Below are 21,377 nucleotides of genomic sequence, written 5' to 3'. Positions count from 1 at the left end.
ATGACTGATGACTAATGATATCGTGTCCGGTCGATTGACCGCGATAATATCGGTTCGTAGTGCGGACTTCAGTCCGCAGCATATTGCGGACTGAAGTCCGCACTACGAACCTTTTTTTGTTATAGTAATCGACCGGACATGATATGACAACTGACAACTGACAAGTTTTTAAGCCAGGTACTTATGCTCGCCTCAACTAGCGAATTGCTGAACACAGCCCGGAGAAATGCTTACGCGATCGGCGCTTTTAACGTGTACAATCTCGAAGGAGTAAAAGCCGTCATCGATGCCGCCGAAGCGCTGCAAAGTCCTGCGATGTTGCAACTTCATCCCAGCGCTCTCAAATACGGAAAATCGCCTTTAGTCGCGCTTTGCATGGAAGCAGCGCGCAAGGCTGTAGTGCCGATCGCAGTACACTTAGATCACAGCACCTCAGAAAAAGACATTCACCTCGCCCTCGCCGCCGGTATCAAGTCCATCATGGCTGACGGTTCTCCTTTGTCTTACGAACAAAACTTAATCTTTACTCGCGAAATGACTGAGTTATCCCACGCTAACGGTGCGGTAGTTGAAGCGGAAATCGGCAGAATTAGCGGCACGGAGGACGGTTTGACAATTGAAGAAAAAGCGGCAAAGATGACCGATCCGGTGGAAGCTGTAGAGTTTATTGCAGCAACTAAGGTGGATTTTTTAGCGGTAACAATTGGCAACGTTCACGGTAAATATTTCAGCGAACCGAAACTCGATTTTCCGCGTTTGGCAAAAATCCGGGCTTCTGTTTCGTTGCCGTTAGTGCTGCACGGCGCTAGCGGTTTGCCGGAATCCACGATCAATCAATCTATTGCATTAGGTGTGTCTAAGTTTAATGTAAATACGGAAGTTCGCGATGCTTATATGGAGGTGTTGAAAACGAGCAATTCTTTGTCAGATCCGGATTTGTTGGAAGTTATGGAAAAGGCAATTGATGCTATGCGATCGGTGATTTCGGGCAAGTTGCAACTTTTCGGTTCTGCGGGTAAGGCTTATTTGCATCAGTCACCTTATGCGGAAGGATTTACGGCAAATAGTGTTGGCAATAAACAAGAAAATCGGGCGGTTGAAACCGCTAAGAGGGCTGAAGCCCAACAACGTACCTCATCTTTCTGAGAACCGCTATACGTTATTTTCTTCAGTCCACGGAGGTGGACTTTGTCTGTGTAGACGCGGTTTCAACCGCCGTCTTTTCTAACGGTTGAAAAACGGAGGTGGACTTTGTTTGTCTAGAGGCGGTTTCAACCTCTAAGAGGGCTGAAGCCCAACAACGTACCTTATCTTTCTGAGAAGCGCTATACGTTTTTTCTAACGGTTTAAAAATCGATCGGGATCGATGCCAGATTCCCGCAACCGCTGAATTAAAGACTGCAATTGAGCTTCCGCTGACTCAGCGCGCTGCCGTTGCTGTTCCGCTTCAGTCAGAATCCAGTTGCCATCAACATCATACCAGCGCAACCACAGGCGATCGATTCCCTGAAACTCCCCTTGCCACAAACCCAAGCCCAAACCTAGATCCGGAATCCAGACTCGCGAGTCAGATAATTCTAATTCTTGATAGTGTCCGGCATTCAATGCAAACACTCGCAACCTATTAGTATAGCGGCTGAAAACTGCATAAACAGGAACCCGCAAAATCTGCTCGTAAACCTCCCATTTACTGGGCGGTTTCTCATCTGTCTGGGCCTCTAAAACTTGCCCGTTACCCCCAGCATTCCGCTGAGTTGGCAACTTTTCCTCATCAATATTTGCACCTAAATCTTCTTTTTCCGTTCCCGGCGAAAGCAGTTCCACAATTACAAAAGGATTCACGCCTTCCTGCCAAGTAACGTAACTCATCCGCAATTCTGATCCATCGTACAGTCTCGGAACTCCCACAACTCCAAACCAATCGGGGCGTTTGTGCCAAAGAGGGTGCTGCACGTCATAATAAAGGTTCATGTCAGTGCCGCTAAATATCTCAGAAGCCTGATAATTGCGAGGGCGAAAGGCCAGGGTTAACAACTGCGGCTGCAAATCGTGAAATTCGTCTGGCAAACCAGGTTCCTCCGGATCTTCGCTAGGTAAATCGTACATTGTCGGCAGCGTTTCTCTGGGCGATCGCGGCGGATCGCTTTGCGGCACTGGATATTTAAAAGGAAACATATAATATTGAGAAATGACTGCATTTATGCTAACATTATTTTAATACTGCTAGGGCGAGTAATAACACCTTTAAATATATAGGCTCGCGAGCTTTAAATATATAGGCTCGCGAGCGGGACGCTCGCACTCCTAGAAAACGATTTTTATAAAATCTGGATGCTCTCAGATTATCGGCTCGCTAGCGGATTCTCGCACTTATAAAAAACCATTTTTATAAAATCTGGATGCTCCCCTTTTCTGCGTCTATTCCGTGAAGTTAATCTCCAATCTAAAAGCTCAAATCGACTGACTCGAACTTCTGTACTATGCTCAACATTCCTCAACTGATTGCTCAAGAACTTGCTATCAATCTTTCTCAAGTCAACAATGCTCTGGAACTTTTCGCGGAGGGCGCAACTATTCCGTTTATTGCCCGCTACCGCAAAGAACGCACCGATTTGCTGAACGAAATTCAGTTGCGGGATATTTCCGATCGCTTCACCTATTTGACGGAAATTGAAGACCGCAAAAAGTCGATTTTAGAGACGATCGCCTCCCAGGGCAAACTTACGGCCGAATTGCAAGCCAAAATTGAGTCGTGCTTGCAAAAAAATGAACTCGAAGACCTTTATCTGCCTTACAAACCCAAGCGGCGGACGCGGGCGACGATTGCTAGAGAAAAAGGTTTAGAACCGCTGGCAATTTTTATTAAGTCTCTGAATTTGCCGACGGCGAAACCAGTCGATATCGAAGCGGAAGCCACTAAATATATTTCGGAAGAAAAGGGCGTGAAGACAACAGAAGAAGCTGTCAAAGGTGCTGGGGATATTTTGGCGGAGGCGGTTTCTGAAAAAGCTGAGTACCGAGCTTATTTGCGAGATTTCTTGATGAAAACTGGGGTTTTTGTCTCGAAAATTAAAGATGATTTCCCGGAAGGAACTACGAAATTTGAAATGTACCGCAATTACCAAATTGCAGCGAGAAATGTTCAGTCGCACAATATGTTGGCTTTGTTTCGCGGGGAAACGGAGGGGGTTTTAGATTTAGACTTAGCCTTTGATGAATCGGCGGTGATGGCTTATTTGGAATCTCAGGAAATTAGAACTAGGATACCTGAAGTTAAAGAGTTTTATCGATCGACCTTGAAGGACGCTTTCAACCGCCTGATGAAGACTTCGCTGATGACGGAAGTGCGATCGCACCACAAAGCCGAGGCTGATATCGAGTCCATCACCACCTTTGAAACCAACCTCCGCGAGTTGTTGCTGTCGGCGCCGGCGGGCATGAAACCCACACTGGCAATAGATCCGGGATTTCGCACGGGGTGCAAAGTTTCCGCCCTCGACGAAACCGGGCAGTTTTTGGAATATCAAGCCATTTTCCCCCACCAAGCCCCAGGTCAGAGACAACAAGCTGGTAAAATTGTCAAGCATTTGCTGGAAAAATATAAAATTGAATTAATCGCGATCGGCAACGGTACAGCTTCCCGCGAAACCGATGACTTTGTGTCGGAAGTTTTGGCAGATATGGACAAAAAACCGATTAAAGTTATGGTGAACGAATCCGGCGCATCGATTTATTCAGCGAGTGATGTGGCGATCGCCGAATTTCCCGATCTCGACATCACCGTCAGGGGTGCAGTCAGCATCGGTAGGCGCTTGCAAGATCCTTTAGCCGAACTTGTCAAAATTGACCCAAAATCAATCGGAGTCGGTCAATATCAACACGACGTTGACCAAAAACTGCTCAAAAAGAAACTCGACGAAACAGTCGAAAGCTGCGTTAACTATGTCGGAGTTGACTTAAACACAGCTTCCAAAGAACTGCTGACATTTGTGTCGGGAATGACAGCAACAGTTGCCAAAAATATCGTCAATTACCGCAACGAAAACGGCGCCTTTAAAAATCGCCGCCAACTGTTGAAAGTTCCCAAACTCGGGCCAAAAGCTTTTGAACAAGCAGCCGGATTTCTCCGCATTCGCGGCGGCGAAAACCCGTTAGACAATACAGCAGTTCATCCTGAAAGTTATCCTGTTGTCCAGGCGATCGCCAAAGATTTAAGTTTGCCGCTGACGGAAATAACACAAATATCGGCAAAAGTCAAGACAGTAGATATCAAGAAATATGTCACCGAGAAAGTCGGAGAACCGACACTCCGAGACATTATTTCCGAACTCGAAAAACCCGGAAGAGACCCGCGCGCCGAGTTTAAATATGCTACTTTCCAAGCCGGAATTAACGAAATCTCCGACTTGCTAGTTGGGATGGAATTGGAAGGCATCATCACGAATGTAGCTAACTTTGGAGCCTTTGTAGATGTGGGAGTGCACCAAGATGGTTTGGTTCATATTTCTCAATTAGCCGATCGCTTCGTGGACGATCCGAAACAGGTTGTGAAAGTCGGACAAGTTGTGAAAGTGCGGGTTTTGGAGGTGAATGAAAAGTTAAAGCGGGTGAGTTTGACGATGAAGCTGCAAGAAAAACCGCAACCGTCAAATAGCGCGAGGCTTCCGGCCCCGCGCCGGCGTTAAAACTAGCGATCGGTTAACCGCAAGAAGATTCGTTCGTAGTGCGTCCTGGTGTCCGCTTTTAGGCTGCGGACTGAAGTCCGCACTACAAACCATTCAACACGACAGACAGATTTTATCGAGCTTTTTCAGATTTGCTAACGAGATCGAACAACCCTTCAGCAACAGCTTGATTGCCGTCTTTATCAAGGTGGATACTATCAAACTTAATATACATGGGAGCAGAACGACCTTCTTTTTTGGCAATTTGCGATCGACCCCGACGGACTGGTTCGGTACCATCGAGATAGGGTACACCGAGTGACTGACTAATTTCCCCAAGTCGCTTGCCCGCGTCGATAGTCAGCCGATTTTTTGGCACTCGCTGCTCGTTGTCAAAAAACCCGTCAAAAGCAATAAAGCGAGCAGGTAAGTAAACTACAACCAGCGATCGACCGTCAGCAGCAACGGAGTCTCGGAGTACGCTCAAATCTTCTTCAAACTGCTTCCAAACGCGATCGGGGAGATCTGGAGGTACATTAGCCTGCTTCCAGCCAGAGGCTACCGTTGCGCCCAAAGGAACTTCCGGGTTGATGTTGTTATTTGATAAACCTAGCAAGTACAAGCATTTTTGGGAGTTGATTCTCAGCCAGGAAGGAGAAGCTAAGACGTGAGTAACTTGTTTTAATCCGTTTTTCAAATTGTCCAGTTTGGATTGAGGGGCAGGCTCTAGATAGGGGTTTTTCGGCGCACCTTTGTCCTCGCGGCGAAACCACGTCATTGAGACCATGTTGTTGTCTACAGCCAGCACTACTATATCTGGTTTGTAGGCCGACCACTGGTTGCGATAAACATAGTTAATTTCTTTGACCGTATAACCTTCTATAGCGCTGTTGATATAGGTTGCTTTGGCACCATTTTTCTGAAAAACAGTTGCTAGTTGAGCTGGCCAAGTATCTTCTGCACCAATCCCAGTCCCAAATGTTGTTGAATCCCCCATCCCGAGGATTCGCACTTCGCCAGGGGGTTTCTGAACCGGCAGCAGGGGGCCGCGATTTCCCGCACTGCTCATCGCGATGGGACGACCTCCTGTAAATTGGCGATCGTAAACGTTATTTTTGTACTCAGGAGCAATAACTTGCAGCATTCCTTCCAATAATAAAGCTGCTAACAATAGCTTTGACAAGTCTGCGGTGGTGCGGCGAAATGCGGTTTTTATATGGGAAAGTGCTTGGTCATTAAATATTGGGAGCATAACTGATCGATCCGATTAGAACTGGAAGTAAATGAAATTTGAACTTGAGGCGCCGGCAAAGGTAAATATCAGCGCAATTGCGATCGTACAAACAATCCACTTGAGCAAATTTGGGTGCATCTGAGCCCAACTCATCCATCGTTGCTTCACATCCCCCCATTGAGCTAGCAAAACTAGCGCCAGGTAGAATATCGGGCGATAGTCAATAGGTATCCGGCCATCAGCAAAAGTCAATATCCGCTGAAATACCACACCCGCACTGTTCAAATCAGATGATGCAAAGAGTACCCAAGAAGTACAAATCACAAAAAAGGTCAACAGCCAGTGCAGGAAATAACTGGCTTTCGACTTAGGTGCAGAGGAGAGTCCAAACGCTCTTTCCATTGACAGCATTGCCCCTTGCAAACCTCCCCAAGCAACCCAGTTCCATCCAGCACCGTGCCAGAGCCCTCCCAGCAGCATCGTAATCATTAAGTTTCCATAGGTACGGAGTTGGCCCTGCCGGTTGCCACCCAGGGGAATGTAAAGATAGTCGCGCAGCCAATTTGACAGTGAAATGTGCCAGCGGCGCCAGAAATCAGTAATGCTGTAAGCCAGATAAGGCCTGTCAAAATTTTTCGGCAGTTCTATTCCGAATAGGCGGGCAGAACCGATCGCCATATCTGAATAACCAGAAAAGTCGCAGTAGACTTGAACTGTAAAGGCGAACGTAGCTAGTAACAACCCCAACCCGGAAACGCTCTGGGGCCCACTAAAAGCCTCACTGGTAATTGATGCCATCGGGTCAGCTATATAAACTTTTTTCAGCATCCCCCAGATGATTTGGGCAATGCCGCTGCGGATCTGAACCCAGTCTACCGCTGACTCGCAGGTCAACTGGGGCATGAGAACCTTCGCGCGGACGATCGGGCCAGCAACCAGATTAGGGAAGAAAATGACGTACAGTGCTAGGTCGAGAAATGACTTTTGAGCAGGTGTAACGCCTTTGTAGACATCGACTATGTAACAGATCGTCTGGAATGTGTAAAAAGAAATACCCAGAGGCAATAGCAGATTTAGTTGAGGCCAAGGATAAAATCCAAACAGGGAGTGTGCGGAAGCTGAGAAGAAGTTTGCGTATTTGAAAACGCATAGAGTGCTTATAACTACAACCAAAAAAGTAATTAACGCAGTAGTTCTATCTCTATTTTTAGTTGATGACTCTATGATGCGAGCTGTTATATAAGCTAGCAGGGTATATAAAACCATTAGGAGTGAGTAAGGTACGCTCCACACCCAATAAAAGCAGTAGCTAGCCAATAACAAAAACCAACGTCGGTATTGCGGTGTCAGCAAGTAATAGACATACACCACCACCACCAAAAAGACCAAAAATAATGTGGAGTTAAACAGCATCTTTTGAAATCTGAAATTTTAGCGATCGCTAAGTGAATCGTATCTATAGAGATAGCAGTTGTCAATGATTGGAACATTTATTTTTCGTAACAAACCCCAAAGACGCGCAACGTCCAAAGTTCGATCGGAGATAATAAAACTTTACGATTTATTGAGAATTGCTATTAATCTTGATGGAAATGTTCTCTGACATTTTTAAAATAGCTGACTGCGGTGCAAATCACCAAAGGGTCAAATGATGCCCGAGGGAGGGACTCAGTTGACAGTTGACAGTTGACAGTTGACAGTTGACAAGACCTCTTGCAAAAATCGGAAAACACCCTGAAATTATCTGCGTTTACCTGTGTTTATCTGTCTGACATCTGCGGTTGCAGGATCGATCGAAGACTTATGCAATCTTGTCTACAGTTGACAGTTGACAGCTTTCCGTGAACGTAGTCGAATGGTTAACCTAGGACATCAGTTGACCTAGAAGGAAGAGGATTGGAGTAATAAATAGTTTTCTTTTTATTTCTCCTTATAAGGGATAGGCTTTCAACTAATTCTTTCTGCTAATTTTAACCGCTCTTCAACCCCTCTGGGTTGGGATGAGAGTTTGTACAGACGCCGTTTCAACCGCCTGGTATTCTGAGCGATCGCGTATCGAGCTATAATTGTGTAATCCTCACCCACCTCAAAATTATATGGTTGCAAGTAAAAGCGACACCTACGTTTCCCCCGAAGACTATTTAGCAGGCGAGAAAGTCAGCCCCATCAAACACGAGTACAGACAAGGTGAAATTTATGCAATGGCAGGAACCAGCAAAGCTCACGCTACCATTAGTCTCAATGCAGCAATTTTGCTGAGAAACCATCTGCGGGGAAGTGGTTGTATGCCTTACGTGGCAGACATAAAAGTTCGGATTGAGGCCGCAAATTGTTATTACTATCCCGATGTAGCGGTGACTTGCGATGAACGGGACAGAAATACTGCTGAAGATTTCATTATCTACCCGCGCTTAATTGTGGAAGTCTTATCGCCGACAACAGCGGCTTTTGACAGAGGCGAAAAGTTTGCCGATTACCGCACTTCTGAAATTTTGCAAGAGTATGTCTTAATCAATCAAGAAAGAGTTAGTGTAGAGTGTTTTCGCCGGAATGCAGAGGGTTTGTGGGTGCTTTATCCTTATACTCAAGGGCAAGACGTTCAGTTTGCTAGTATTGATTTTAGCTGTGCGATCGAGGCATTGTATGAAGATGCGATACTGCTCTAATTCATCAAAATTGTTCGTAATAAGGACTTTAGTCCTGAGCGACTAAACGGCAGAGGGCGGACTAAAGTCCTCACTACAAACAGCGGACTAAAGTCCTCACTACAAACTTTATTTCTTCTTGCTGGCTTTCCAAGTGCCGCCGTAGAAGTACAAAGCATTGTTTTTGCTTACCAATTCCCAACAGTTAAGACACAGAAAAAACCACTGCCCCGACTCGTCATACCGGGCGCGGTAGAGAATCGGGGCAGATTGGGAACAGCGATCGCAATATTTGATTCTAATTCCTCTGGTCATTGTTTCTCAGTTTCAAGCAATAACTGACTCTTGAGGGCGGGCAAAAATCATGCGGCCCGCGCTAGTTTGCAAGGCGCTAGTGACTACGACTCGGGCTTCGGCGCCGACGTAGCTGCTGCCTGCTTCTACGACAACCATTGTGCCGTCATCCAAGTAACCGATTCCCTGAGACGGTTCTTTGCCTTCTTTGCGGATTTTTAGTTCGATCGTATCTCCCGGCAAATAAGTCGGGCGCACTGCATGAGTCAAATCGTTGATATTTAAAACGGGCAGTTTTTGAACGGTAGCTACTTTCGACAAGTTGTAATCGTTGGTGAGCAAAATGCCGTCGATATCCAAAGCAAATCGGACTAATTTAGCATCGACTGTGGCAATCTCTTCGTAGTCAGCCGAGTGAATTTGAATCCGTTCTGGATATGTTTCTTTGATGCGGTTGAGAATATCTAAGCCGCGACGCCCGCGCACTCGCTTTTGATCGTTGGCGGAATCAGCTATCAGTTGCAGTTCTTGCAGCACGAATTGCGGGATGATAATTTGACCTTCGAGGAAGCCTGTTTCTAGCAGGTTTTCAATCCGGCCGTCAATAATGCAGCTTGTATCGACAACTTTGGCACTTGTTGGCTTGAAATTACCTTCGCCTATCAACACTGTGGTGTCTAAGCTTTTGGGGTTGATCAGTCGCAGGAAAGCGCGGCCGTGGGTGTCTGTCAAACTGACGCCTGTGAAGCCGAACATGACGCTACCCAATACTGCGACTAGCGGTTTGATGAAGCCGAACTCGCGGGGAATTGGCAGCAAAAACAGCGGAGCCAGCATTAAGTTGGCGACTAGCAGCCCGATGATTAAGCCGATCGCCCTTGTCAGCAGCATTTCCACCGGCATATCGCGGACTTGCTTTTCTACGCGCCGGTAGGTTGTTTGAGCCACTAATCCCAACACGAAGCCGATTAATGCTCCAAACGAGCCCAGTACCGAACTTAGGCCTTGTATATTTGTAACTTGCTCCAGCAGGTTGTTTGGCAGTAACTCGACTCCGTAATAGCCGATTCCTCCGCCTGCAATTATGAATGAGATAATTATGATTGCGTCTAGCATTAGTTCTAGGTTAATGAATGTGTTTACATTATATCTTTCGAGTGCTGATAGTTTTTTCGTAGTTGCGATCGGATATCGCTATCTTTACTCACCAATTTTTATGAACTTATATTTCACGCCTGTAGTGTAAACAGGGATACGCTACCCGTGCTTCGGGACATCGATCGCGCCCCTTCACGGGCAGACACGAAGTGCGAATAGACCGCCCTGCAACCTGTTCGGGAATTGCTGCCGATCCCCATCGCTACTGGGATCGAGCTAAAATAGGCGTAGCTTGCGGGGCCCGACGCCATCGTTCCCAGTGCATTATTGCTAAGAAAATGTCATAATATACATAATTATTTATCACTGTTTAATTAAAACTTTAGATTTGAAGTTGAACTTTTGGCTGGAAATGTAATGAACCCTACCACAGATTATTTAACATTTGAATTCCCAAAAAGTTTGCAGGTGTCAAATTCCGGCATTCCCAGTTCAGCTTACCTGCACGTACCTTTTTGTCGCCGCCGCTGTTACTACTGCGACTTTCCGGTTTTTGTGGTGGGCGATCGCAAAAATGGCGAAAATTCCGGCACAATTGTCCAATACGTTGCCGTACTGTGTCAAGAAATTCAAGAAACTCGAAATTTAGGCACATCTCTAAAGACAGTTTTTTTTGGTGGTGGCACGCCTTCGCTACTTTCTGTCAGTCAATTGAGCCATATTTTAGAAACTATCGACGGCAAATTTGGGATTGCTGCTGGGGCAGAAATTTCAATAGAAATTGACCCTGGAACATTTACTTTAGAACAGTTGCGGGGATATGCCGCAGCGGGAGTAAATCGAGTTAGTTTGGGAGTGCAAGCTTTTCAGGATGAATTGCTGCAAGCTTGCGGCCGATCGCACTCGGTGGCAGAAATTTTGGAAGCAGTAGAAATAGTGCGATCGGCTGGGATTGTCAATTTCAGTTTAGACCTAATTTCCGGACTGCCGCACCAAACCTTAGAACAATGGGAATCTTCCCTAAAATCAGCCGTAGCAATTAGCCCGACTCACCTGTCGAGTTACGACTTAATTGTTGAGAAGGGAACAGCTTTCGGGCGATACTTTGAAGCAGGTTCCCAGCCGCTGCCAGCCGATGAAACTGCTGCTCAAATGTACCGTTTAGCGCAGGAAATTCTGACTGATGCTGGCTACGAACATTACGAAATTTCTAATTATGCTAGGCCGGGCTATCAGTGTCAGCACAACCGCGTTTATTGGGAAAATCGCCCTTACTACGGCTTGGGGATGGGGGCGGCGAGTTATGTGGAAGGCCGGAGGTTGACAAGGCCTCGCAAAACTCAAGAATATTATCAGTGGGTGCGAAATCTTTCCGAGACAACTTCTGCTGCTACCGCCCAACTGGGGGGGGAAACCCAGACCGATATTCACCCAGCAATTGAACCCAATTTTCAAGTCTCAGACAATGATGTTTTGTTAGAAACGCTGATGCTAGGCTTGCGTTTAGCAGCAGGAGTTAACCTGCCGGCGCTGACTGAAAAGTTTACTCAGCAAACTGTCGATCGCATTTGGCATTGCTTGCAGCCCTACTGGCGGCAGGGATTGGTGGAAATTGTGAATGCTGGGGCGATCGCCACTTTAGCCGAAGGTGAAAAACTGCCGCTTTCGGGAAATTTGAGATTGAGCGATCCCGAAGGTTTTTTGTTTTCTAATACAATTTTAGCCGACTTGTTCAGCAAGTTAGGAGAAGATAATTAGCTTAGGAATTAAAATTGAATAACTTAAGTAACTTTGCTTCCCCATTTTTTTCCGAGTAAGGGCGAAGGGGGGATAGTCGCCTAGGTTATTAAATTTTCATTCTTTATGTCTGAGGAGGTATACACAGCGCTAAGGCGATCGCCCGTCCAGCCACACCCAACAATTCGACGATAAGAAAATTAAATTGCTCCCTGGGTTTATAATGTCAAAAATAATGTGTTTTATATCGATCCTTAATAAAACTTAAGTAACGAACTAAGCCTTGAGATAGACGCAGCGACTGAAATCCGGCTGTCATACTTGAGAGTGACGATTTAAAAAAGATCTTGATGGAAACCCTGACTCTCGAACGCCACAATATTCCTAGCAATCCCAATCAGGTAATTAGCGATCGCGGCTGCAATCAGACTTCTAAGTGTAAATTTTGCGGTCACTACAAGATGCAAAGAGGTGCCGTGGGTCACTGTCAATTGTTAGGCGCACCAGTGCGAGGAGGATGGAAATCTTGCACTTTAGCACTGCCGCCTTTTGCACCTTCTTGGGAACAAGTGGAAGGCGCCACTATTTCCTCAGGGACATTTATTTATTAATTTATTAATTAATTAATTAATTATTAATTAATCTAAAGAATGTCGGGAAAAATTTGATTTTGACAGGCGAGCGGATATATATTAGACTGAGGCTGGTGACAGATACCTTGCACAATTTCACAAACAAGTTAAAAACATGAATATGACACTTACTCAGGTAATTTCGGAACGTGATGCGCGTATTTTGTGTTGGTATCTCAATACTACTAGCCAAATGCAAATTGCTCGGATTACAAATATTCCGAATTGGTATTTTGAGCGGACGGTGTTTCCGGGAGAACGTTTTTTGTTTGAAGCGCTCCCGGAAGCTCAGTTAGAAGTTTGCAGGAGTGCCGAGACGGGTGCTATTGTGTGCGAGCGAATTTTGTGCGATCGGCTGCGAGTTGAAGAATTAAGCGCACCTGATTAAACCAGTTGACAAATAAGTAGGGTGCGTCAGGTGTGACATTTTCAATCACCACCCAAAGTCTCAGGCTGACGCACCATTGATATCGTGTGCGATTAACCGCAGTAAGATTTGTTCGTAGTACGGACTTCAGTCCGAAAATGCTGCGGAATGGGAGGGTGGTTTTATTGTCAGGATAGGAAATCTCAAACTACCAAAAATATCGCTCAAAGGTCGGCTCGCGTTTGGGCAAAGGTACGTAGTTGCGCTTGTGCGCTCTTAGGAATGAGAATTAAATAACTTACAATTTGATGGTTCTTGTGGAATGGGCGGGACGCCCGTCCGGGAAGGACGGGCGTCCCGCCCATTCCACAAACTTATGTAAATTATTTAATTTGCGATCCTTAGCTGATATTAGGAAAGAGCGCTGAAGCGCAACTACGTACCTAATTTGTCTGACGACAATAAAAACGCCCTGGAAAATCCTGCGGAATGGGACGGCGCACTACAAACTGTTTTTGTTATAGTAATCTACCGGAATTGAGATGATTCCCGGCGTGCGTCAGGTGTGAGATTGTGGGTTTGTCGCCAAAATCATCCTAGCTGACGCCCATCCCACGAAACTTAAATTTAAATGCAGACCAAATTTTAAGCTAAATTATATAAAATTAAGAGCTCTTAAATATTAAAATCCCATGTCCCTCACCGAAAAAATTCTCTCCCAAGTGCCGGGAGACGCCCTTGGAGGCCTGCGAAAGGTCGATCGACTCTGGGAAAACCTCAAACAAAACACCGCCCCAACACCCGCCGCCGTCAAACACAGCCAACAACCCCTACAAACCCTCGACTTCGACATAGTTATCAGCGGCGGAACCCTAGGAATATTAATCGGTACAGCCTTAGCAGTACGCGGTTGCCGAGTAGCCTTACTCGAACGCGGCATCCTGCGAGGGCGCGAACAAGAATGGAACATTTCACGCAAAGAATTAGACGCATTCTTAGAACTAAACTTGCTTTCAGTTGCAGAAATAGACAAAGCAATTGCCACCGAATACAACCCAGCCCGCATCAGCTTTAGGAACACCCCTGACATCTGGGTTCGCGACGTACTCAACATCGGCATCGATCCTATTTACCTCCTCGAAACCCTCAAACAGAAATTTCTCAATTCCGGAGGAAAACTATTTGAAAATACACCATTTAAAACAGCAACAATTCACCCCAACGGAGTTATAGTAGAATCAGAAAATACCGACTCACAAAATGTCAACACTGCATTTACAACCAGATTATTATTAGACGCAATGGGACATTTTTCGCCCATTGTCCGCCAGGCCAGACAAGGCAAAAAACCCGACGCCGTATGTTTAGTAGTCGGCAGTTGCGCCCAAGGATACCCCAAAAATGACACTGGCGATATCTTTGCATCCTTCACCCCCATGCAAAATCAGTGCCAATATTTTTGGGAAGCATTTCCCGCCAGAGACGGGCGCACGACTTACTTATTTACCTATATAGATGCCGACACAGAAAGATTTAGTTTAGAAACATTATTTGAAGACTATTTGCGCTTGCTTCCCGAATATCAAAACGTCGAACTCGAACACTTAAAATTCCAAAGAGCACTCTACGGATTCTTTCCCTGCTACCGCCAAAGCCCTCTAAAAATGCCTTGGAATCGGATACTTCCAGTCGGAGACAGCAGCGGCAGCCAATCGCCCCTCAGCTTCGGCGGTTTCGGGGCAATGGTGCGCCACCTCAAACGCTTGACTCTCGGAATTGACGAAGCTTTAACCAGCGAAAGTCTAGACAAAAATTCCCTGGCACTTTTGCAACCGTATCAACCAAATCTATCAGTTACTTGGTTGTTTCAGCGTTCGATGAGTGCTGCGATGAATCAGAAAATAGACCCCAATCAAATCAATCAACTTTTGGCTGCTGTATTTGGGATAATGGAAGAATTGGGAGAACCAGTGCTCAAGCCGTTTCTTCAGGATATCGTGCTGTTTCCGGCTTTGTCGCAAACTTTGTTTAAAACAGCAATCAGCCATCCCGGATTGGTGATGAAAATTGTCCCGCAGGTGGGGATAGCTAATTTGCTCGATTGGATGGTTCATTATGTGAATTTAGGGATTTATACAGGATTGCAGCCTTTAGGGAAAGCGGTAGAACCGCAGGTGAAAAATTTAGGGGCCCAACAGCAATACTATTTTCACCGATTGGTTGAATCCTGGAAATACGGCGCTGGAGGGGATTATTAATTATCATGATTTTTATTTGTAGAATACCGGGCGGTTGAAACCGCGTCTATACAGACAAAACCCGCCTCCGCGGGTTGAAGAGCAAGCAGTTTAACTCGTTACCAGGCTCCCAGGCTTCAGCCTGGCAACGAGTTAAAACAGTTAATTTTCTTTAGTCCGCGGAGGCGGACTTGGTTTGTGTAGACGCGGTTTCAACCGCCGTCTTATCTGATATATGAGTTGTGGGTTATACAGGCGCTATAACAGCTAAAGCTTTAGGAATCACTCGGAATTTTGCAGGGGTTTGAGTGGTAATTTCACCGTCGGTATTAATCGGACGGCGCTTGCTAGTATTGATCTCAATTTCTTGAGCGTGCAAGGCGCGAACGTTTGGCCAACTGTTATGATTTCCTTGCCTCATCGCTGGCAGCAAAGCAATGATTTCCCACCAATTTTTTGTTTCTAAACTATACAAATCTAGTCGCTTATCGTCGATGGTTGCATCTTCGGCAACTGTCATGCCGCCGCCGTAATAGCGGCCGTTGCCAATGGCTATTTGAATAGTTTTAACATTAAAAGATTGGTTGTTGACCTTGATTTCTGCTCTGAATGGTCGCGATTCCCAAATTGTTTGCAAAGCGGTAAAAGCATAAGCTAAAACTCCCCAGCGCTGCTTGGCGTCTTTAGTCAGGCGCTGGGTAATTTGCACGCTCAATCCTAAACTCGCTACATTAAAAAAATGCTGGCCGTTCACCCAACCTAAGTCTATGAGCCGAACTTTGCCGCTGGCAATTAATTGACAAGCTGCGGATAAATCTGTAGGAATTTTCAGAGTGCGGGCTAAATCGTTGGCAGTTCCCATGGGCAAAATACCTAAGGGTAATTTAGTGTCTATCAAACCTTCTATGGCGCAGTTGAGTGTGCCGTCGCCTCCGCCGACGATGACTAATTCGACTTGATTTTGGTGGCGCCGAATTGTGTCGGGAATTTCATCGGCGCGGTTGGTTGATTCTACAATTAAATCAAAACCAAGTGCTTGTAATTTTAGAGTGGCTTGAGATAACAGATTTTTCCCTTTGCGGGAGTGCTGGTTTACTAAAAGGAGAGCTTTTTTCATGAATAATTGGGAATTGGGAAAAATAATTAGATCGCGGTTGGGTGTCGTTGTTTTTATCTTGGTTGTCTCAAAGCTGCGATCGACTGCGATTTTGGTTTTTCAAATTAAGAATTTAACAGGTGGATGACTTAAGTGCATGAATTTAATGCTTTAATTACATTTTACCCATGGTGATGGATTAACATTAATCTTAAATAATTGATAATTGTAGCAAAAGATTGCTGAAAAGTATCTCGCATTCTGCGCTAGCTGTCATCTACCTTCTTGAAGCTAAATTAAAATCATGTCGAATATTTTAGAACAAGCGCAGGCTGCTGCCGATCGCCAAAACTGGCCTCTTTTAGTGGAATGCTTGCAGCAAGTGACAGCAAACGGCAGTCAGCAGCCGGAAGCACATATTTTGGAACAAGCTGTCAGTTTAGCAATCGCAGCCTTAGAATGGGGGGATTTTCAAGACCGCTGGGAAATTGCTAAAGTATTGCCCAATCTGGGAAATGGCGCGATCGCACCTTTAATCGCCTTGCTTGAAGACGAAGAGGCAGATACAGAGCCCCGGTGGTTTGCCGCCCGCATCCTCGGAAAGTTTGTGAAGCCTAGCTATCCCGAAGGGAATCGCCCGGAAGTGATGCAAGCTTTAGTCAAATTAATCGAAAATTCTGATGAAGAATTGAGCCAAATTGCGGCGGAAACCCTAGGAAATTTCGGCACGAGTGCGATCGAATCCCTGACAAATCTCCTGCAACAACCAGACTCGCGACAGTTTGCTACAGCAGCCCTCGCCCAAATTCGGCGCCCCGAAATTATCGCACCGCTGTTGAGTGTAGTCACAGATTCTCAAGTTGCGGTGCGTGCTTGCGCTATTGAGGCGTTGAGTAGTTTTCACGACTCTCGGATTCCGCCAATACTGGTAGGTGCACTCAAAGATCCGGCGACAGCAGTTAGAAAAGAAGCCGTGCGGGCTTTGGGAGTGCGCGCCTATTTAGATGCAGAATTAGATTTAGTTAAGTTGCTCAAACCTTTGCTTTGGGATATCCGTTTAGAAGTTTGTCAGGAAGCGGCGATCGCAATTGGGCGACTGAAAACCGATGCGGCGGCGGCGGCTTTATTTGAATTGTTGCGATCGCCCGCAACTCCCCTTGAATTGCAAATCGAAACTGTGCGCGCCCTCGGCTGGAGCGAAACCGCTGCCGGTTTAGAATATTTGCAAAAAGCGCTGATCGGGCGATCGGCTGCTGATTTAGAAGGCGAGGTATTGACAAGTAATTCTGCAATTCCAATTGTCGGCGAACACCGATTAATTGAAAACATGAATCCTGCTGTTTGTCAAGAGATTGTCACTGTTTTGGGGCGAGTGGAAAAGCTGGAATTAAAAGCCAAAGCTGCTGAAATTGCGATCGATTTGCTCTCGAGCAATCATCCCGCTGTGCAGTCTTCCCAAATCAAACAATCTTTGGCTTTAGCGTTAGGACAATTAGGAGATATCAGAGCTTTAGATGTGTTGGTTCAACTGTTGGCAGATGCCGATAATAGCGTCAGACTGCATAGTTTATCGGCACTCAAACGGCTGGGTGGGGGAGAGGTTCGGCAGCAATTAGCAAGTTTAGTCGATCGTCCAAGTCTCGAACCCAGATTAAAACAGGGAATTGCGATCGCCCTGCAAGAATGGCAAGAGAATTAGAAGGTACGTAGTTGCGCTTCAGCGCTCTTCGAGCCAAGAGCGCTGAAGCGCAACTACATACCTAGGTTAAAAGAGGGAATTGCGATCGCCCTGCAAGAATGGCAAGAGAATTAGAAGGTACGTAGTTGCGCTTCAGCGCTCTTCGCGCTTTGCGCTGAAGCGCAACTACATACCTAAAATTAACTCCCATATTGTCTTCTTTACCTCTTTTCAATAGGCAATCGCACCGCAAAAGTCGAGCCGAGTCCCAGGCCGGGACTTTGGGCCCAGACAGTGCCGCCGTGGAGTTCCACGAGATGGCGGACGATCGCCAATCCGAGTCCCAGCCCGCCGTAATTGCGTGTAGAACTGCTGTCAGCTTGGCGGAAGCGATCGAACACAAAGGGCAAAAACTCCTTGCTGATGCCAATTCCTGTATCGGTAACGGCGATCGTCACAGAGCGAACCGGAGACGGAGACAACATCGCACTAGGAGCCGATCGCGGTTCCCCCTCAAACGAGAGCCTGATTTCCACGCTACCGGACGGTGGCGTAAACTTAATGGCATTCGAGACCAAATTCCACACAACCTGCTGCAAACGAGTAGCATCGCCCCTCACCAAGCTCACCCCTTCGCCATAAAAAGTCGCCAATTCAACTCCCCGAGCTTCAGCATCAGGGGCGAGCGCTTTGACTGCGGTTTCTACAATCGGCACCAAATCCACGGGGCGCAGCTTCAAACACACTTTGCCACTCACAATCCGGGAAACGTCCAGCAAATCCTCAATCATCTGAGTCTGCAACCGCCCGTTTCGCTCGATCGTCTCCAAACCCACAGCCGTTTTTTCGGCACTCAACTTGCGCTGTCGCAGTATCTGGGCCCACCCGACAACTGCATTCAGAGGCGTCCGCAACTCGTGAGAAAGCGTTGCCAAAAACTCGTCTTTAATCCGGTTGGCCTCCGCTGCTTCCCGGTAAAGCCGCGCATTATCGATCGCCACCGCCGCATCCCGCGCCAAATCCGAGAGCAAAATCAAATCGCCCTCGCAACAGCGGCGGCCGGACTCTCCGCACAGCAACGAAATCGCTCCCAGCGTCCGCCCGCGAGCGATCAGCGGGACGCAGATTGCCGACAGCGGGTTCTGGTAGCACAGCACTTCCAACAGTTCGTTGTCCGACAGCACCGCCTCGATCGCCCAATGCGGTATTTCTGGGTAGAGCTTCGATTCCCCAGTCCGCAGCACCTTTGCTACTCCGTGGCGTCCCTGGGGGTCTACCGGCAAACGGCGATCGATTTGCCACAACAGAGCGACTTTGCTCGGATCTGAGTGAGCAACTGCTTGCAAGCCGATCGAGCCGTCGGCCTCGATTAAATGCACGCAGCACCAATCCCCCAGCCCCGGTACTGCTAAATCTGCCAAATCTTGCAGCGCCTCTTGGTAATTCAAAGAAGCCGATGAGAGCACAGCCAAAGCTCGGGCGCGCAAATCCGCTGTGGCGGCCGATCGCTGGCGATCGTCAATATCAGTAGAAGTCCCGAACCACTTGAGGATGTTTCCGTTAGCGTCCCGTACTGGCATGGCGCGACCCAGATGCCAGCGGTAAACCCCGTCAGATGCCCGTTTCAAGCGGTATTCCACCTCGTAGGTCTCCCCCATCTGCACCGACTCATTCCAGCGTTCCAGGCAATTTTCCAAGTCATCTGGATGTACCACTGGCTGCCACCCCCAGCCTTGAGTTTTTTCTAGGGTCAAACCGGTGTATTCAAACCAGCGTTGGTTGTAGTAGTCGATCCAGCCGTCAGGCCAAGCAGTCCAAACTATTTGGGGGATAGTTTCAGCGAGGATGCGGTACAACTGTTCGCTGGCTTCGGCTGCGCGGCGGGCGGTTTGTTCCCGCGCCCAAGCCTGATTTCGCTGTTCTTCGGCCTCTTTGCGATCGCTGATGTCGCTAATCGCACCGATCCATTTCCACGGATGGCCTTGTTTGTCAAGAACTACTTTGCCCCGATCGATCCAGTGGAGCAAGCCACCACCGGAGCATTGCACGCGGTATTCCTGCAAAAATGGGGCAGTCCAATTGTCTGGCGCGCTCAAATATCGATCGACTGCGGCCTCGATTTGCGATCGGTCTTCCGAATTTAAAATACTGTTCCAAGCTGCTCTCGTCCTCGGAAATCTGCCTTTTTTGTACCCCAAAATTTCATCTACACGACCAAACCACAGCACGATACCGGTCTCGATATCCCATTCGTAAATTAAATCGCTAGCACTTTCTGCCGCAATCCGAAACCGCTCTTCTGACTGTCGCAGCACTTCCATAAACTTAAAGCGTTCCGTCACGTCCAAAACCAGAGACAGCATCGAGATCAACTGTCCGGAATCGCTGTAAAAAGCCGAATTGTGCCACTCGCAATGCACCAAAGAACCCGACTTATCATAATTGCTGTTGCGAACGACATTGCACCGTTCGTGTTGATTTTTCAAACTCTCAATTGCCGCTTGTACATCTTTCACATCGCCGTCAAAAATAAAGTTCCATTCGCTAAAATGCTTGCCTAAAACTTCTGTTGCCTTCCACCCAAAAATCTTTTCAGCAGCCGGAGACCACCCACTGAGGCGAAAATTTTCATCCCACTCAATCACAGCTAGGGGCGTATTTTCAAAATGAGAAGTCAGTTTTTGCAGGGCGTCGCCCAGGGATGCTTCTACTTGCTTGCGGTCAGTAATATCGCTAAAAGAAATAGCCATACCGTCGCCCAATTTAACGGTCATAATCCGAAACCAGCCGACAATGCCTTCGCTGTTGTAAGAAATCTCAGTATTGAGCGGAATTCCTGTTTCTACAACTTGCACGTAACGATCGAACAAACCGCTATCTTGATGACCGGGCAGCACTTGCAGCAATCGCTTTCCGACCATTTCGCCCGGAGTGCTTTGCTGAATTTTGGCAGCAGCGGGATTGACGTATTCCCATTCAAAATCGACAATTTTGGAACCGTCTCGAATGCTGCGAAACACGTTAAATCCGTCTAGAGATAATTCCTGAAAAGCGCGAAAGCGTTCTTCGCTTGCTTGCAGCTTGTTGGCAATTTCCAGCAGGAGTTGTTGGACTCCCTCCGACTGCGCTATTTCTAGGAGCAATTGCTGGTTAATTGGCCCGAGTTCGCTGCTGGGGGATGGGACGGGATTTTCAACGGTACAGCCAGCTTGCGGTCGATCGGCCTTTTGAGTTTCCAGCGCTGTATTTGCTGCTAATTGTGTCGCCCGCCCCGCAGCCAACACTTGAAAAAGCGAGGGCATCAATTCCAACACAGCCCACACAGAAATGACAGCGGTAACGGCGGCGAGCAAACTTGACAGCGCGTAGCTGGGATGAACCAGCATCGAAACTTGCATCAGGTGAGTTGTCCCACCGCAGAAAAAACCGAGTCCCAATAGGATAAAACCCTTGCTTGCAGGCACGTCCCGCTGCTTCGTGGCAAAGTAGATCAGCATCGCTGGAATTGAGTAATAAGCCAAGGCAATTAACAAATCGCTCACCGCGTGCAATCCCACTAACTGCGATTCCCACTCTTCCCATCCACCTTGGCGCATAAAATTGTGGTTAAATGACATCATCTTAACAAAATTCTGCATTTCGCCTTACCTGTGCGATCGATCGTACTTGCACTTGTGTTGCTGAGTCACTAATTC

16 protein-coding genes are annotated in these 21,377 nt (G+C 47.1%); 9 read left to right on the top strand and 7 right to left on the bottom strand.

Annotated elements, in window-relative coordinates; translation table 11 throughout:
- Positions 1-183 precede the first annotated feature (183 nt).
- Entirely contained in the window at positions 184-1,146 is a 963-nt protein-coding gene (locus QZ938_RS23365) for a class II fructose-bisphosphate aldolase (RefSeq protein ID WP_293349213.1), read from the top strand.
- Positions 1,147-1,338: 192 nt separating this feature from the next.
- On the opposite strand, the gene QZ938_RS23360 is transcribed toward QZ938_RS23365, so the two are convergent.
- Positions 1,339-2,175 (bottom strand): Uma2 family endonuclease, encoded by an 837-nt coding sequence (locus QZ938_RS23360; protein WP_293349229.1) that lies wholly within the window; start codon positions 2,173-2,175, stop codon positions 1,339-1,341.
- A gap of 305 nt (positions 2,176-2,480) precedes the next feature.
- On the opposite strand from QZ938_RS23360, the gene QZ938_RS23355 reads away from it, so the two are divergent.
- Positions 2,481-4,685 carry a Tex family protein gene (locus QZ938_RS23355; protein WP_293349273.1) on the top strand — a complete coding sequence of 735 codons (2,205 nt, stop codon included), beginning with the start codon at positions 2,481-2,483 and terminating at the stop codon, positions 4,683-4,685.
- 112 nt (positions 4,686-4,797) lie between these two features.
- Here QZ938_RS23355 and QZ938_RS23350 read toward each other — a convergent pair whose 3' ends face one another.
- A complete protein-coding gene (locus tag QZ938_RS23350; protein ID WP_293142893.1) occupies positions 4,798-5,916 on the bottom strand; it encodes a GDSL-type esterase/lipase family protein in 1,119 nt (372 codons plus the stop codon).
- A 15-nt stretch (positions 5,917-5,931) separates the two neighbouring features.
- Complete coding sequence (locus QZ938_RS23345) at positions 5,932-7,311, bottom strand: MBOAT family O-acyltransferase (RefSeq protein WP_293349290.1); 1,380 nt, start codon at positions 7,309-7,311, stop codon at positions 5,932-5,934.
- Between the two features lie 683 nt (positions 7,312-7,994).
- Here QZ938_RS23345 and QZ938_RS23340 point away from each other — a divergent pair.
- Entirely contained in the window at positions 7,995-8,564 is a 570-nt protein-coding gene (locus QZ938_RS23340) for a Uma2 family endonuclease (RefSeq protein ID WP_293349330.1), read from the top strand.
- A gap of 108 nt (positions 8,565-8,672) precedes the next feature.
- On the opposite strand, the gene QZ938_RS23335 is transcribed toward QZ938_RS23340, so the two are convergent.
- Together QZ938_RS23335 and QZ938_RS23330 are read right to left on the bottom strand one after the other, a co-directional pair.
- Positions 8,673-8,858 (bottom strand): hypothetical protein, encoded by a 186-nt coding sequence (locus QZ938_RS23335; protein ID WP_293142902.1) that lies wholly within the window; start codon positions 8,856-8,858, stop codon positions 8,673-8,675.
- Between the two features lie 12 nt (positions 8,859-8,870).
- Positions 8,871-9,953: a PIN/TRAM domain-containing protein gene (locus tag QZ938_RS23330; RefSeq protein ID WP_293142905.1), complete on the bottom strand. Its 1,083-nt coding sequence runs from the start codon at positions 9,951-9,953 to the stop codon at positions 8,871-8,873.
- Between the two features lie 399 nt (positions 9,954-10,352).
- On the opposite strand from QZ938_RS23330, the gene hemW reads away from it, so the two are divergent.
- The 4 genes from hemW (at position 10,353) to QZ938_RS23310 (ending at position 14,929) form a co-directional block, all read left to right on the top strand.
- The gene (hemW, locus tag QZ938_RS23325; protein ID WP_293349333.1) at positions 10,353-11,693 is read left to right on the top strand and encodes a radical SAM family heme chaperone HemW; all 1,341 of its coding nucleotides are present in this window, start codon (positions 10,353-10,355) and stop codon (positions 11,691-11,693) included.
- A 329-nt stretch (positions 11,694-12,022) separates the two neighbouring features.
- The gene (locus QZ938_RS23320) at positions 12,023-12,283 is read left to right on the top strand and encodes a hypothetical protein (protein WP_293349336.1); all 261 of its coding nucleotides are present in this window, start codon (positions 12,023-12,025) and stop codon (positions 12,281-12,283) included.
- A 142-nt stretch (positions 12,284-12,425) separates the two neighbouring features.
- Positions 12,426-12,692 (top strand): DUF1830 domain-containing protein, encoded by a 267-nt coding sequence (locus QZ938_RS23315; protein WP_293142913.1) that lies wholly within the window; start codon positions 12,426-12,428, stop codon positions 12,690-12,692.
- 671 nt (positions 12,693-13,363) lie between these two features.
- Complete coding sequence (locus QZ938_RS23310) at positions 13,364-14,929, top strand: FAD-binding oxidoreductase (protein WP_293349339.1); 1,566 nt, start codon at positions 13,364-13,366, stop codon at positions 14,927-14,929.
- Positions 14,930-15,155: 226 nt separating this feature from the next.
- Here QZ938_RS23310 and QZ938_RS23305 read toward each other — a convergent pair whose 3' ends face one another.
- Positions 15,156-16,025, bottom strand: a complete 870-nt coding sequence (locus QZ938_RS23305) for a lipid kinase (protein WP_293142919.1) — start codon at positions 16,023-16,025, stop codon at positions 15,156-15,158.
- Here QZ938_RS23305 and QZ938_RS23300 point away from each other — a divergent pair.
- Both QZ938_RS23300 and QZ938_RS23295 read left to right on the top strand, forming a co-directional pair.
- Positions 16,024-16,152: a hypothetical protein gene (locus QZ938_RS23300; protein ID WP_293142922.1), complete on the top strand. Its 129-nt coding sequence runs from the start codon at positions 16,024-16,026 to the stop codon at positions 16,150-16,152. The genes QZ938_RS23305 and QZ938_RS23300 overlap by 2 nt on opposite strands.
- 156 nt (positions 16,153-16,308) lie before the next feature.
- Positions 16,309-17,703 carry a HEAT repeat domain-containing protein gene (locus tag QZ938_RS23295; RefSeq protein ID WP_293349342.1) on the top strand — a complete coding sequence of 465 codons (1,395 nt, stop codon included), beginning with the start codon at positions 16,309-16,311 and terminating at the stop codon, positions 17,701-17,703.
- Between the two features lie 200 nt (positions 17,704-17,903).
- On the opposite strand, the gene QZ938_RS23290 is transcribed toward QZ938_RS23295, so the two are convergent.
- Positions 17,904-21,320: a PAS domain S-box protein gene (locus tag QZ938_RS23290; RefSeq protein WP_293349345.1), complete on the bottom strand. Its 3,417-nt coding sequence runs from the start codon at positions 21,318-21,320 to the stop codon at positions 17,904-17,906.
- Between the last annotated feature and the right edge of the window lie 57 nt (positions 21,321-21,377).

This window comes from Microcoleus sp. CAWBG27 (assembly GCF_020883145.1).
Lineage (GTDB): Bacteria > Cyanobacteriota > Cyanobacteriia > Cyanobacteriales > Microcoleaceae > Microcoleus.
Note: the sequence above shows the minus strand (reverse complement) of the source record. Positions and strands in the feature narration are given on the sequence as shown.